Below are 13,498 nucleotides of genomic sequence, written 5' to 3'. Positions count from 1 at the left end.
TTAAGATTGTTTATTGCTAAACAATCCAGAAGAGAAAGCTAATTTACTTAGCTTTTCCTAACCGTGTTTTCAACCTATAGGGGGTGGAAAAGTAGGTCGGGGAAGAAGCGGTTAAATTCAATCAAAATCCCGGCTGTGATTGTTAGCCAGATTGTAGCCGCAACGGGGGCAGTAGAGATGAATGTCAGCAAGTAGTTGGTTTCGTCGCCTTTTTCAGCCATGAATTTAGTCTCCAGAATGAATAAGTGAAAACAAATGAATTAACGTGGCGAAACGGTAATTTCTGAATCCTTCGCTGTTAATTCGCCGGAGAGCAATTCTTTGATTGCTGCTGCTGGCCAAGCAAAACCGGAGGTGATGATAGGTAGGGCAAGACCCAAATCAATTTGGATTTCTTTTTGCTCCGCATTTGATTCTTTTTGGATTGCTTGGAGATAAGCACGGCCTACCCAACCAATCCAACCAGCAATGTAGAGGAAGAGAATACTAGGGATTAAAAAATCACCAGCATGATCAAGACGGCCATCTACAATCAAGTGGGGATAACCTTCTGGTCCACAGAGTGCCTGAGAATAACGTTCAAACCGCTTTTTACCTGATTCGGGGTCAGGGGTGGTGTTACGGGCATTTAGTGCTAGCTCTTGAAAGGCGGGAGAGTCTTTACAAGGAACAAGATTTGCGCCTAGTGCTTTAGCTTCAGGAGCAAAATTGAACCAAAGAGTCATCACCAAAAGCAAAGCAAACAATCGTCTCATGGAGTTGTTTCCTTTTATTACAAAACGAGAAGTTTCTTGTACAAAACGAAGCGGCTTGTACAGTCTTTATTTTAGATAACTAGGAAGTCATCATACTCTTGGCTGGGGACTGAGTAAAGTTGAAGTCAATAAAAGTTAAAGCTTCTCAATCAAAAGATAGGGAAAAGGGCAGGGGGCAGGGGGCAGGGGGCAGGGAGTAGGGAGTAGGGGAGTAGGGGAGTAGGGGAGTAGGGGAGATATGAGAGAATGTATATATTCCCTTGCCTTTTGCCTTTTGCCTCTTGCCTCTTGCCCCTTGCCTCTTGCCTCTTGCCCCTTGCCTCTTGCCTCTTGCCTCTTGCCTCTTGCCTCTTGCCTCTTGCCTCTTGCCTCTTGCCTCTTGCCTCTTGCCCCCCTTGCCTGTTCCCTGTTCCCTATTCCCTATTAATCTACTATGACAACCGTTTTGGCTATTGAAACCAGTTGTGATGAAACTGCTGTGGCAATTATTAAGAATCGTGAAGTATGTAGCAGTATTGTTGCTTCACAAATTCCTGTTCATCAACAATATGGTGGGGTAGTGCCAGAGGTGGCTTCACGTCAGCATTTAGAAACGCTGAATTATGAAATAGAGCAAGCGATCGCATCTAGTCACTTAGATTGGAGTCAGATTGATGGAATAGCTGCCACCTGTGCGCCTGGACTGGTAGGAGCGTTGCTGGTAGGATTAACGGCTGCTAAAACTCTGGCAATTGTCCATGATTTGCCTTTTTTAGGGGTGCATCACCTGGAAGGTCATATTTACGCGACTTACTTGAGTGAGCCAAGTTTAAATCCTCCCTTTCTTAGCTTACTTGTTTCTGGAGGTCATACAAGCTTGATTTATGTGAAAGATTATGGTATCTACGAAACCTTGGGAGAAACCCGTGATGATGCGGCGGGTGAGGCTTTTGATAAAGTGGCGCGGTTGTTAAAACTGGGTTATCCCGGTGGACCAATAATTGATAAACTGGCACAAACTGGCAATCCCCAAGCTTTTACATTACCGGAAGGAAAAATTTCTTTACCTGGTGGGGGTTATCATCCTTATGATTGTAGTTTTAGCGGATTGAAGACAGCAGTATTACGTTTAGTGCAGCAGTTAGAGAAAGAGGGCAAAGAAGTACCAATAGCGGATGTAGTGGCTAGTTTTCAGGATACTGTAGCGCGATCGCTCACCAAAAGGGCGATCGCCTGCGCTCGTAACTATAGACTAGATACCATTACCGTAGGTGGTGGTGTAGCTGCTAATAGTGGACTGAGAAAGCATTTACAAGCAGCAGCCAACAAACATAACATCCGGGTTTTATTCCCCCCCTTAAAATTTTGTACCGACAACGCCGCCATGATTGGCTGTGCCGCCGCCGAACATCTATCGCTTGGGAGAACATCACCCCTCACATTAGGAGTGCATTCCCGGCTCTCACTGAACCAAGTCATGCAATTATACGAAAATTAGTTCAGGAGGTAGGGGCGCAGGGCCTGCGCCCATTCAGGAGTTCAGGAGAAAGAAGAATTTTCTTAATGACCAATGACCAATGACCGAATATGTTCAGCTACGGCTTCTGGTTGCTCCAACATAGCCAGATGACCACAATCGGGAATTTCAATCACATTATCGCCCACGTATTGAAAAAGCCAATGAAAACTTGCTAAATGGCGGACATACTTAGGTTCCATCACCTTATCGTCAGCACCAGCTAAAAAATAGACTGGCTGTTTTAATTTGGATACTAATTGGGGTAGACAGTTAATTTCTTCTTCCGTAGTAGAGTCGAGAAGAGTTCCCAAAGCAGCTTCAGGGTCAGCAATAATAAAATCAATCAGTCGTTGACGCGCCCAATATCGGTCTAGAGGACGCAACACACTAGCTTTAGTAAACAACAAATCAATCCAAGGCATTTGTGAAAGCCAACGGGGACGAACCTGTAAAAATTTTTGCCCAGTGGCGCGAAATTGCTCAAAAGCTTCCTTCAGATAAATCCCACCACCGGCATTAATACAAATCACACCTTGAACACAATCAGGTAGTTGAGCCGCCGTCCATAGAGCAATAGTACCACCTAAGGAATGACCAACTAACCAAGCACTAGAAATATTCAGGTGTTGGAGAAGCACAGCCAAATCCTGAGCATAAGCATATGGAGAGTGCATAGAATCCAAAGACAAACTAACCATACTAGAGTCTGTAGCAGCCAGTTCTATATCTGATGTCACCTGAGACTGCGATTCGCCAAAACCTCGTAAATCATAAGATAAACACTGCAAATCTACCGATAAACGAGAAATCACAGGTTGCCAATATACGCTACTATTTAGCCAACCGTGGATAAATACTAAAGTATGGGGGCATGATGTGGGAGCAGTTAGCTCATAAGTATGTGGAACGCCTAAGATTTCTATTGTTGCCATAATTAAATATCGTACCCTCAAGGGTGGGTGCGACTCAATACAACTCAACACGAACAGAGAACCAAAAATTCAAAAATTAAAATTTTGAATTAAGCAGATAGACGTTAAATAAACAAAATGTGTAAATAAAAGTACAATTACCTAAAACCTCTTGCCTTGTCATAACAACAATTTTTAACGCCAACCTACTGAGCTAATTTTATTGATTAAGTAATCTATGTTTCACTCCTTCCGCGATTTTGTGACCTAAATATTCAGGAATGAGACTTTCATTCGGACCTAACAAATAAAGAATTAGTCGAGTCCGTCCGCGCCAAACTAGTAAATTGGCGTTAACCACCAGCAGGTCTTCTTGCCAGATAGCGTACATCACTTTATAGAATAATCCAGGTTGATTATCAGCTTCAATTACTAAAGCCGGAAGATGAAAAACAGGATCAACATAGAAATCAGTTTGTACCTGTTCCAAACCAGCATCAAGATTAAATTCTACAGCCAGCATTTCTTCTACCTCAAATGTGCCTGCTAACGCCTCACGAATGGCACGACAAACATTTTCAGCAGTTTTTTCAGTCAGTGCTTTATTGCCACGAGATACCAGTAATTTAATAAAAACCAGCATTGGTGGTCGAATTTGACCATATAAACTTAGACCGTGAATAGTTAAACCATAAGCTGCTAGGACACCAAAAATATCGCTCAAGAGGAAAGATTGATTGCGGTAGGCAAAATGAAGGGCGCTTTTGCTCCCTTCTGGCTTCATCTCAATAACAGCCCGTTTAGTTTTATAAAGACGGTATGCTAGGCGTAAATTTTGAAGTTGAATCTCACTGCTAACAAATTGCTCATAGAATTGGGGAAACGCCCGATTAAAGCGTTTCAGGAGTTCTAGAGTTGAAGATTTTAAACCAGAAGCCATTTTTGCGGGTAGGACTTGCTTGTTTTGTACAAACTGGGACAGGGGAGCAGGGGGGCAGGGGAGGGAAGAACAGAAGTTTTTTCCGATCATTACCCGTCAAAATAAATTTGACAGACCACTAGTCACGAAAATGAGAAAGATACTTGAATTTCGGAAAATTTTTGCCTTTGGTTCAGTTTTATGGAGTAGTGTCAAAACAAAATGCTAGAGTTGAGAGTGATTGGGAAGAAACACTTGATAACTAGCTGTGAGTATTGCAAATCGCTAAACCGCGTAGAATGTTTCTAGTGAATTAGCCGGCAATAATCATAGTGATGTTAAATGTGAATCAACACTTTTTAAAAGTGGAAACCAATTTTAGTCATACTACCCGAACTGCATTGGCATGGGTTTTTGGAAAACTTGGTTTAGCACTCCTGAATCTTTAGCGACAAATAAAAACACTGCTGTTAATGAGCATACAGCGGAAGTTGATGGTAATTCTAGTGTAGGTAAGGATCAAATCGTTTTCAGTACGGAAAGAGATATTGACCTTTATGAACTTGAAGAACTCTGTGATGCAGTTGGCTGGTCACGTCGCCCTCTTAGAAAAGTAAAAAAAGCTATTGAGCATAGTTTTCTCGTAGCCTCTATGTGGCAAGTGCGAGGAAACAAAAAGCGTTTGATTGGTTTTGCCCGTGCTACATCAGATCATGCTTTTAATGCCACTATTTGGGATGTAGTCGTTCATCCTGATTTTCAAAGTAGAGGACTAGGTAAGGCATTAATGAAATATGTCCTCAAAAAACTCAGGAGTGAAGAAATTAGTAATGTCACTCTTTTTGCCGACCCTCATGTTGTAGATTTCTATAAGACGATGGGCTTTATGTCAGATCCTGAAGGTATAAAAGGAATGTTTTGGTATCCTCAGTGATCAAGGTGGCTGGGGTGTGGGGATTAGGGAATTGAGGATATTTCCCTAAATCTGATTTTTCTGGATCATTTGGGTTTGCATTTATTATTTTTTGTGATATGATAGTCGAGATGAACCAAAAATACATGATTCGGTTCGTGTGGAGTTTGGTTTTGATGGCTTTACGGGATGTAGCGCAGCTTGGTAGCGCGCCTGCTTTGGGAGCAGGATGCCGCAGGTTCGAATCCTGTCATCCCGATTTATGCGTAGTTATACTTGGTAATAACATTCCTATGATACTACTACACTGCGTCTTAAGGGACTTCCAATTAAAAAAATACCCAAAAATTTCTTGTGGTGCGGGCATCTTGCCTGCTAATCATCAAGGACAGGCAGGATGCCCATCCCACAAAATTGGGTAATTTATTTTTTGGTGTTCCCTAAGTGAATAAACCATTTTCAAGCCTTGTAATCAATCAAATTTTCGGAGCTTTTAATAGTCATATTATTTACACCAGGCTGTACTAGTAGATTCTGACCATGAAAAATTCAGAAAGTAGGGGCGCAGGGTCTGCGCCCAGAAACGATTCATCAATAACAGCATGAAATTTATTTACCTCAACCCGTAATAGCTAAGCTGTTACGCAGCTAAATTTAATATTTTGCAGCCTAGAGTCCTTGTAGTAAGGCTTTTAGGCAAAAAAAGCAAATGCGTAACAGCTTATTAAGAATGGTTACTTTATTTGCGCCATGCTGTACTAGGACTTACGCATTGACAAAAAACATTATCTATCGGTTCTGAGATCATGGGATTTTTATTAAAAGTTAATATGAAGTAAAATGATATGTAATAGCAGATTTTAATTCAGGACATCTTTGTAATGGCTTTTACGTATTACCACACTGTAAGATTTCAAGATACTGATGCGGCTGGAGTCGTTTATTTTGCTAACATTTTGAGAATTTGTCATGAAGCTTATGAGGTTTCATTAGCAGCTTCTGGTATTAATCTTAAATCATTTTTTACTAATCCATCTGTAGCTTTTCCTATTGTTCATGCAAATGTAGATTTTTTTCGTCCTATGTATTGTGGTGACAATTTAGTAATTAGTTTGTTACCGGAAAAAATAGGTTCGGATAAGTTTGAAATTACCTATGAAATGACAGGAGATGAAGCAATGGTTGCTAAGGCAATTACTAGGCACGTTTGTATTGATGCTAGCAGTAAAATTAAGCAGGAATTACCAGATTATATGAATCATTGGTTAGAAACGAACCACAGAGACGCAGAGGGCGCAGAGAGAAGAAGGTCGAGGGAGGAGGTTATGTAATTTTCCATTAGTTAGTTTTTATAAATTCTGCGGCGATTTGTTGGAGTTGTTGACGGTTGATTTTACCTTGGGTGTTACGGGGTAGGTTTGGTAGGGAAATCCAATGTTTGGGAATTTTGAATTTACTCAGTTGATTTTTTATTTGGGTTTGAATTTCTCTGGGGGAGATATTTCTATCTTTGGGAATATAAATGGCTGTTAATGCTTGTCCCCAATGTTTATCAGTTATACCAATTACACAGACATCTATTACCATGTTTGTTTTTCTAATCGCTGATTCAATTTCTGTGGGGTAAACATTTTCTCCACCTGTAATGATTTTGTCGCTATTCCGTCCAATAATATGTAAGTAGCCTTGATTGTCTAAAAAACCAATATCATCAACTACAAAGTTATCTCTATTTTCCCACATTTGGGGATAATAACCTAATGCTAAAGATTGACTTTGAATATTTATATTTCCTGGTTGATTATCAATGATGATTTTAGCATGGGGGAGAATTTTCCCACTATTAAATTTACCTTGTAAAAATTCATCAGGTTTAAGAGTTGCTATTTGAGAAGCGGTTTCTGTCATGCCATAGGTAGGTGCTAATCTAATCTGATGATATCTTGCTTTTTCTAATAATTCATCCCAAGGTGGCGCACCTCCTAACAGAACTGTAGAAAATTTGGATAGCCATTGGGTTAATTCGGGATTTTGGAGAAGTTTTTGTAATTGGGTGGGAACTAAAGATATAAAAAAATCGGCTGGGTTAATATTTGGTAGTTGAGAAGTTTCTAATTTTTTAGATGAGGTAATTACTAATTTACCTCCTGTTGTGAAGGAACGCATAAATTGCATTAATCCACTCACATGATATAATGGTAATACACAAAATGAATTAACTGAATTGATTTGAAAATATTCTGTAAATCCTTGCACTGAAGTAGTTAATGTTTGCCATGTATGAATAGCAAATTTAATCTTTCCTGATGAACCACCTGTAGGAATCATGATAGTATTAGTAATTGGTAATTCATAATTGATAATTGGTGATTTTGAAAAATTATGATCTATTCCTAAAACTATATCTGGTTGCACTAAATTAAAGACTTGTTCCCATTCCGCTTGACTCCAATCTGGGTTACAGAGAAAAACCGGACATTTAGCCGCACAAGCTGCAATAAAACTGGCTAAAAATCTCACTGGTGATCTTTCTGCAATAATAATTTTTGGGGTTGATAACTGAGTTAATTTTAAATATAATTCTGTGGCTATTTGTGGTAATTCTTGGCTATGATCACAAATTAGCCAATCATAATTTTGTATATTATCTAAAAGGTTTTCCATAGACTTTCTAGCCAGTTTGATTCTTGTGGTTGAAAAAAGTGGTTAATTCCAAAACCAACAGCGCGGTTATTACCAGATAATTCTGCTGCTAATTGTAATGCAGCTTGTCTCCCAATTTCGGTTTCAAATACCGATGAAAATACAACATCAATTTGATGTTTTTTACAAAACTCTTTTAACCGAAATGGTGAACCGAATATCCCCGGTTTAATCACGAAAATTCCCCGCCAACCTTGTTGAAAACATAATTCTAATTGGTGAAGATTGGCGATAGATTCATCTAAGGCTATTGTTGTAAAATATGAATTACTTAATTCTTGCATTTCTCTAAATTTATCTACAGGTAAAGGTTGTTCGATAAATTCAATTTTGGATGAGAATTGATCACACTTCTTTAACCATAATTCAGCTTCTTGATAAGTAAGTCCCCCATTAGCATCTAAACGCAATTTTGCTGAAGTTGGTAAACTGGAAATTAGTAAATCAAATATTTCTAATTCTTGATTTATCTCATCAACACCAATTTTCCATTTAAAGGTTTTATATCCTTGTTCCCATAAATTACCCCATTGATTTAAAGCTAATTTTCCCGCTGATAATAAGCCGCTGTAGGTGAGATTAAAATTAGTAGCTTTTTCCATAACCAAAGCAGATTCAAAAGCAAATTGACAGGCTGGTAAATTATCTGGAATCGCTAAAATTATCTCTTGAGTAATTGCTTTTGGAAGTTGATAACAAAAATCTAAAGCTTGTTTGATAGTTTCTGAACCAAACCAAGAAATGGGAGAAATCTCCCCCCAACTAACATTATTTTTTGCATCAATCAAGCGAATAATGATACATTCGCGGGTTTCCCAAACCCCATGATTAGTAATAATGGGATTTGTGAATTTTTGACTAAAGTAACGGAAGGAAAATTGATAAACCATGAAGGACTTCCAAATAAAAAACATTCAAACTCTCATTCCTCTGTGTCCTCTGTGCCTCTGTGGTTCGTTTATTCTTAATGTGCCTTAACCAAGAATAAATCCTAAACCCAAAAATAAGCAACTCACAAACTGAACTCTGATAGCGATGAATTTAGAATTGCTGACTTTATCTGGTTGGTTGTGATTTTCTAAAACATGACGACATAATTTCACCGCAAAAGGTAAACTCAGAAAACTAAGTAATGTCCAAATTGGGAAAATATTCAAAATCACAAATAACAAAATTAGAGGATAAATACTCGCAGTAAAACCCACTAAAACCTTTGCACCAGTGTGAGTTCCTAGACGCACAATAGGAGATTTCTTTCCTGCGGCTATGTCATCTGCAACTTGATGAAAATGCGAACAAAATAACACTAAACTGGTAACAATGCCCAAAATTACCGAAGCTGCTAAATTGGTCATAGACCAGGTTTGAGTTTGACTATAATAAGCCGCACTCATACCCAATGGACCAAAGGCAAAAAAGCAGAGAATTTCCCCTAAACCTTGGTATCCTAGACGGAAAGGGGGACCTTGGTACATATAGCCCAAACCGCAGCATAAGAGGATTATAGCAATAACTGTGGGGTCTTTTTGCAAAATAGCGATCGCTATTATTCCCAACAAACCCAAACCTAAACACAGGTTTCCTATCCAAAACATTAAGGTTTTATTACCAGTTAAATTCACCAATGAATGATGTTTATTCTGATCAATTCCTGTTTCGGCATCAAAGACATCATTACTAATATTTTCCCAAGCTAAAATCAAAATTGCCGCAGCAATAAACAAGGAGAATATTATGGGATTAAAAATCTTTATTTCCCTAAATGCTACCGCCGAACCTACCCAAATCGGCATAATAGCAACACTGTACATTGGCGGTTTAATAGCCGCCATCCATAGTTTAGCTTGAGGTGGTGAAATCTGAGTTGAAGTCATCAGTTGTGATTAATTAAATTACCAGAACTTTAGTTATCAGTTAAATTTTATAATTTTGCATGATACTTGACTAGCTATTTTAGATTTAGGATTGTTGATCACTTATCGGTACAATCAATAAATTACCAAAAAATGCTAGTTTTATGATTATAGGCGAATATCCTGGCATAAAACCCGCTATCTTGCCGCCAAAACAGGATAAACCCCATAATCAAGCTAAGTTTATGCTGGTTAATGGTGACTGAATTATGTTACCTATAAAAATACCACCATGATTTATTACATTTTAGGAAGATAACTTAATAAAAATTAACTTATACATCCATGACAATTTCACCATGTCGCAGCCACACCTTTGTAGACTACAAATACCTTAATCAATTACTATTAGAGATTCAGGAAAATTGCCGTCGCCATAATTATAGTAAAATTGTGAGTATTCCCCTAGAAATTGGCTTAGTTGATCCTTTGCTAGTTTTCGATAAATTTAATCATAAAAATACCATAAACTTTTATTTTGAAAATAGAAGTAATGGTGAAGCAATGGCGGCAATTGGCACTTTAGATAAAATAGAAATTTCTGGTAAAGATAGGTTTACAAAATCGGAAGAATTTATCAAAAATTGTCTAAAAAACATAATTCCTATATCTCATCAAAATCAGACTTTTTCCCTACCTCAATTTTTTTGTACTTTCAGTTTTTTTGATCAGCATAAAAAAGCAGATTATCCATTTCCTGCGGCTACGGTTTTCTTACCTTGTTGGCAAATAACTTTAAAAAATAGTCGCTGCACATTAATAATGAATACAATTATTAATTCTAGGATTAATATTACCAAAATATTGGATAATTTACAATGCCATTTAGAAATTATTAAATCTTTGAATACCCATTCTCTAAATATTGATAAATTTCCCTTAAACTTATATAAAAAAATCACTAATAACGGTGAAAAATTTAAAACTTCTGTTTCCTCAGTTTTAGAAATAATTCATGCTAACCAGTTAAGAAAAATTGTTTTAGCTGATATCTTAGATGTCAGTGCTAATCATGATTTTAACTTATTACAATCTTTAAATAATCTCCGCCAAATACATCCTAATTGCAATGTATTTTCCACCAGTAATGGTCAAGGACAAAACTTTATTGGTGCTAGTCCAGAACGATTAATTAGTATTCACAAACGGCAGTTAATTACTGATGCTTTGGCAGGTTCTGCACCAAGGGGAAAAACACCCACAGAAGATGCTACAAATGCTAACAATTTAGTTAATAGTACCAAAGAAAAACACGAACATAAACTGGTTCTAGATTTTATTACTCAACATTTATCTCAACTGGGTTTATTCCCCCAAGTTTTAGCCCCCAGACTGCGACAATTATCTAATATCCAACATTTATGGACACCAATTAGTGCAGTAGTTCCCAATAATATTCACCCTTTACAAATCGTTGCTAAACTGCATCCTACTCCAGCAGTTGCCGGGGCAGCACGAGATATTGCTTGTGCAGAAATTCGCCGTTATGAAAGTTTTGAAAGGGGTTTATATGCAGCCCCTTTAGGTTGGGTAGACGGAGAAGGAAATTGTGAATTTATTGTGGGGATTCGTTCGGCTTTAATTGATGGTAATTATGCCAGACTGTATGCAGGTGCGGGTATTGTTGCTGGTTCAGATCCTCAAAAGGAATTTGCCGAAGTGCAACTTAAACTACAAGCTTTATTAAAAGCCTTAGTTTAACTTACCTTTGGGGGTTAAAGTCCCCTGCTTCTACAAGCAGCGGGTTTTGCGTCGGGGTAAAATCCCCGTTGCAAAACGTAATTCTAAATTCTAAATTCTAAATTCTGCATTCTTTTAATAATACTATTCTAAATCCTGATGACTAAATGATTTTGCATTTGCACCTGTGTAGGTTTTCACAATATGTCCATTCCCAGACATTTGATATTTATATGTGATTAAACCTTCTAACCCAACTGGTCCACGAGGTGGCATTTGTTGGGTACTAATTCCCACTTCAGCACCAAATCCATAACGGAAACCATCAGCAAAACGAGTAGAACAATTATGATAAACTCCTGCTGCATTGACTAAGCCTTGAAATGTTTCTGCGGCTGTGATATCTTCAGTAATAATTGCTTCTGTGTGGCGAGAACCATAATTTTCAATGTGGGATATGGCTTCATTTAAAGAATCAACTATTTTAATGGCTAAAATCAAATCACTGTATTCTGTTTGCCAGTCTATTTCTGTGGCTGGGGCAATATCTGGTAAAATTTCTAAAGTACGTTCATCACCTTTTAATTCTACATTTTGTGCTTGTAAAGCTGTGGCAACTTGGGGGAGAAATTCGGCAGCAATGCTACTATGAACTAGCAAAGTTTCAATGGCATTACAAGCAGCAGGATATTGAATTTTAGAATCTACAGTAATACTAATAGCTTTGGCAATATCAGCGGCTTGATCTACATAAAGATGACAAATGCCATCAGCATGACCTAATACGGGAATGCGGGTATTATCTTGGACAAATTTCACAAAAGCATTAGAACCTCTAGGAATAATTAAATCTACATATTTATCTAATTGCAAAAGTTCTAATATTTCTTCTCTGGTGGTTAATAATTGTACAGCATCAGGATTAACTGCTGTATGAGATAATCCTTGTTTAATGGCTTTAACTATGGCTGTACAAGAATGTAAAGCTTCTTTACCACCTTTGAGAATGACACCATTACCGGATTTAATTGCTAAGGAAACTATTTGAATTGCGGCTTCGGGACGGGCTTCAAAAATGATGCCTAAAACGCCTAAAGGACAGGTAATGCGTTTGAGAATTAAACCAGTGTCAATTTCTCGATGAATTTGGACTTTACCAATAGGATCTTCTAGTTTACCAACATCTCGCACACCAGCGATCGCATCCCTTAATTTATGTTCATCTAACTGCAACCGTTTATAAAGGGGTTTAGCGATTCCTGCCGCTGTTGCTGCGTGACAATCAGCTAGGTTTGCTTGCAGAATATCATCCTTTGCCAATTCTAAAGCTTGAGCGATCGCTTCAATAGTTTGATTTTTGGCCTCAGAGGAGAGAACTGCCAGCTTACTAGCAGCTTGACGGGTTTGTTGAGCGATAGCTTCGCTGGTAGTAGGCATCGCAGATAGAGGAGAAATAATTTTGAAATTAGTCATAAGAATACCTGGTAAGTGGGAAACCTTTGAGGAAAAAATTAGCTGAAACAGCTAATTTTTGACCCTATTTTTTGAAATTCACCAAATCGAGTCTAGACACTTAACCTTCTTGAACTCGACGTTCAAATTCTTCGGAAGTTTTGCCAATTACATCTAAGGCTGAGGGATAGATATCATTATGCTCCTGTTTCAGCCAGCCTAAGAGATTGGCAATCTGAGCATTCCGTAAATCTAAATCAGTCTGAAAAATGATTGAAGTCGCCATCGCTTCAGCATATTGACGTGGATGACCTTGCTGCACAAAAACATCCACCAAAGCGGCTAAAGCTGTCTGTGGAATATTAACAGGAGTCCCTTCTGTAGACATAATTTCTGAAAAAAATAAAATTCACAGGCCATTTTAATTTAAACCACGTTCAAGATGAAACCTGTAGTTTATAGGAACAGCCGGTAAGCGTAAAACTCAGCGGCTTTAGCCCTGAGATATAAGCGGCTCGTGTGACTTTAGTCACAGTCATCTTTCTTGATATTGCCATACATATTTCTACCCACTCTTTCAATTAACTCACTGACGCTGATCTCCAGTGAATTAGAAGCCTTGATTAAATTTTCCCAAGCAGTATTAGTCACCATTATATTTCGGTGCTTCTTCAGTTCTTCATAAAAGACTGGCTGATTTTTTGTTCTTTTAATTCCTTTACCTGTTGACTTCATTAGAATATATGTATATACT

The 13,498-nt window shown here is 38.1% G+C and carries 14 protein-coding genes and 1 tRNA gene; 5 read left to right on the top strand and 10 right to left on the bottom strand.

What is annotated here, in order from left to right:
* Nucleotides 1-74: 74 nt before the first annotated feature.
* Entirely contained in the window at nucleotides 75-221 is a 147-nt protein-coding gene (psaJ, locus tag AN486_RS04745; protein ID WP_039203682.1) for a photosystem I reaction center subunit IX, read from the bottom strand.
* A gap of 39 nt (nucleotides 222-260) precedes the next feature.
* Complete coding sequence (locus tag AN486_RS04740; RefSeq protein ID WP_053538576.1) at nucleotides 261-755, bottom strand: Photosystem I reaction center subunit III; 495 nt, start codon at nucleotides 753-755, stop codon at nucleotides 261-263.
* 433 nt (nucleotides 756-1,188) lie between these two features.
* Between AN486_RS04740 and tsaD the strand changes: the two genes are divergently transcribed.
* Complete coding sequence (tsaD, locus tag AN486_RS04735) at nucleotides 1,189-2,232, top strand: tRNA (adenosine(37)-N6)-threonylcarbamoyltransferase complex transferase subunit TsaD (protein ID WP_053538577.1); 1,044 nt, start codon at nucleotides 1,189-1,191, stop codon at nucleotides 2,230-2,232.
* Nucleotides 2,233-2,294: 62 nt separating this feature from the next.
* On the opposite strand, the gene AN486_RS04730 is transcribed toward tsaD, so the two are convergent.
* Both AN486_RS04730 and AN486_RS04725 read right to left on the bottom strand, forming a co-directional pair.
* Nucleotides 2,295-3,185: an alpha/beta hydrolase gene (locus AN486_RS04730; RefSeq protein WP_039203158.1), complete on the bottom strand. Its 891-nt coding sequence runs from the start codon at nucleotides 3,183-3,185 to the stop codon at nucleotides 2,295-2,297.
* 199 nt (nucleotides 3,186-3,384) lie between these two features.
* The gene (locus AN486_RS04725; protein WP_027402292.1) at nucleotides 3,385-4,104 is read right to left on the bottom strand and encodes a hypothetical protein; all 720 of its coding nucleotides are present in this window, start codon (nucleotides 4,102-4,104) and stop codon (nucleotides 3,385-3,387) included.
* A gap of 385 nt (nucleotides 4,105-4,489) precedes the next feature.
* On the opposite strand from AN486_RS04725, the gene AN486_RS04720 reads away from it, so the two are divergent.
* The 3 genes from AN486_RS04720 (at nucleotide 4,490) to AN486_RS04710 (ending at nucleotide 6,327) form a co-directional block, all read left to right on the top strand.
* The gene (locus tag AN486_RS04720; RefSeq protein ID WP_039203157.1) at nucleotides 4,490-5,017 is read left to right on the top strand and encodes a GNAT family N-acetyltransferase; all 528 of its coding nucleotides are present in this window, start codon (nucleotides 4,490-4,492) and stop codon (nucleotides 5,015-5,017) included.
* A 164-nt stretch (nucleotides 5,018-5,181) separates the two neighbouring features.
* Nucleotides 5,182-5,255 (top strand) — tRNA-Pro (locus tag AN486_RS04715).
* Between the two features lie 622 nt (nucleotides 5,256-5,877).
* Nucleotides 5,878-6,327, top strand: coding sequence for a thioesterase family protein (locus tag AN486_RS04710; protein WP_168634842.1), 450 nt, complete (start codon nucleotides 5,878-5,880; stop codon nucleotides 6,325-6,327).
* A 7-nt stretch (nucleotides 6,328-6,334) separates the two neighbouring features.
* On the opposite strand, the gene AN486_RS04705 is transcribed toward AN486_RS04710, so the two are convergent.
* The 3 genes from AN486_RS04705 to menA form a co-directional block, all read right to left on the bottom strand.
* The gene (locus AN486_RS04705; RefSeq protein ID WP_168634841.1) at nucleotides 6,335-7,660 is read right to left on the bottom strand and encodes a 2-succinylbenzoate--CoA ligase; all 1,326 of its coding nucleotides are present in this window, start codon (nucleotides 7,658-7,660) and stop codon (nucleotides 6,335-6,337) included.
* Nucleotides 7,645-8,589 carry an o-succinylbenzoate synthase gene (locus AN486_RS04700; RefSeq protein WP_168634840.1) on the bottom strand — a complete coding sequence of 315 codons (945 nt, stop codon included), beginning with the start codon at nucleotides 8,587-8,589 and terminating at the stop codon, nucleotides 7,645-7,647. The genes AN486_RS04705 and AN486_RS04700 overlap by 16 nt, the downstream gene beginning before the upstream one ends.
* Before the next feature lie 84 nt (nucleotides 8,590-8,673).
* Nucleotides 8,674-9,573, bottom strand: a complete 900-nt coding sequence (menA, locus tag AN486_RS04695; RefSeq protein WP_290599468.1) for a 2-carboxy-1,4-naphthoquinone phytyltransferase — start codon at nucleotides 9,571-9,573, stop codon at nucleotides 8,674-8,676.
* Nucleotides 9,574-9,897: 324 nt separating this feature from the next.
* Between menA and AN486_RS04690 the strand changes: the two genes are divergently transcribed.
* A complete protein-coding gene (locus tag AN486_RS04690; RefSeq protein ID WP_053538583.1) occupies nucleotides 9,898-11,313 on the top strand; it encodes an isochorismate synthase MenF in 1,416 nt (471 codons plus the stop codon).
* A gap of 123 nt (nucleotides 11,314-11,436) precedes the next feature.
* On the opposite strand, the gene AN486_RS04685 is transcribed toward AN486_RS04690, so the two are convergent.
* The 3 genes from AN486_RS04685 to AN486_RS04675 form a co-directional block, all read right to left on the bottom strand.
* Nucleotides 11,437-12,765: a glutamate-5-semialdehyde dehydrogenase gene (locus tag AN486_RS04685; RefSeq protein ID WP_053538584.1), complete on the bottom strand. Its 1,329-nt coding sequence runs from the start codon at nucleotides 12,763-12,765 to the stop codon at nucleotides 11,437-11,439.
* Nucleotides 12,766-12,865: 100 nt separating this feature from the next.
* Nucleotides 12,866-13,132: a hypothetical protein gene (locus AN486_RS04680; protein ID WP_015080750.1), complete on the bottom strand. Its 267-nt coding sequence runs from the start codon at nucleotides 13,130-13,132 to the stop codon at nucleotides 12,866-12,868.
* Between the two features lie 137 nt (nucleotides 13,133-13,269).
* Nucleotides 13,270-13,498: hypothetical protein (locus AN486_RS04675; RefSeq protein ID WP_290599467.1), on the bottom strand; the 229-nt coding region annotated here is incomplete at its 5' end.

It is taken from the genome of Anabaena sp. AL93 (assembly GCF_001672085.1).
GTDB classification, from domain to species: Bacteria; Cyanobacteriota; Cyanobacteriia; order Cyanobacteriales; family Nostocaceae; genus Dolichospermum; species Dolichospermum heterosporum.
Note: the sequence above shows the minus strand (reverse complement) of the source record. Positions and strands in the feature narration are given on the sequence as shown.

Bases quoted from the DNA above. Each gene is read 5' to 3' on its own strand.
- AN486_RS04685 (WP_053538584.1), bottom strand. From the start codon at position 12,765: ATGACTAATTTCAAAATTATTTCTCCTCTATCTGCGATGCCTACTACC.
- AN486_RS04725 (WP_027402292.1), bottom strand. From the start codon at position 4,104: ATGGCTTCTGGTTTAAAATCTTCAACTCTAGAACTCCTGAAACGCTTT.
- AN486_RS04710 (WP_168634842.1), top strand. From the start codon at position 5,878: ATGGCTTTTACGTATTACCACACTGTAAGATTTCAAGATACTGATGCG.
- AN486_RS04740 (WP_053538576.1), bottom strand. From the start codon at position 755: ATGAGACGATTGTTTGCTTTGCTTTTGGTGATGACTCTTTGGTTCAAT.
- AN486_RS04680 (WP_015080750.1), bottom strand. From the start codon at position 13,132: ATGTCTACAGAAGGGACTCCTGTTAATATTCCACAGACAGCTTTAGCC.
- AN486_RS04705 (WP_168634841.1), bottom strand. From the start codon at position 7,660: ATGGAAAACCTTTTAGATAATATACAAAATTATGATTGGCTAATTTGT.
- AN486_RS04720 (WP_039203157.1), top strand. From the start codon at position 4,490: ATGGGTTTTTGGAAAACTTGGTTTAGCACTCCTGAATCTTTAGCGACA.
- AN486_RS04690 (WP_053538583.1), top strand. From the start codon at position 9,898: ATGACAATTTCACCATGTCGCAGCCACACCTTTGTAGACTACAAATAC.
- AN486_RS04700 (WP_168634840.1), bottom strand. From the start codon at position 8,589: ATGGTTTATCAATTTTCCTTCCGTTACTTTAGTCAAAAATTCACAAAT.
- psaJ (WP_039203682.1), bottom strand. From the start codon at position 221: ATGGCTGAAAAAGGCGACGAAACCAACTACTTGCTGACATTCATCTCT.
- AN486_RS04730 (WP_039203158.1), bottom strand. From the start codon at position 3,185: ATGGCAACAATAGAAATCTTAGGCGTTCCACATACTTATGAGCTAACT.
- tsaD (WP_053538577.1), top strand. From the start codon at position 1,189: ATGACAACCGTTTTGGCTATTGAAACCAGTTGTGATGAAACTGCTGTG.
- menA (WP_290599468.1), bottom strand. From the start codon at position 9,573: ATGACTTCAACTCAGATTTCACCACCTCAAGCTAAACTATGGATGGCG.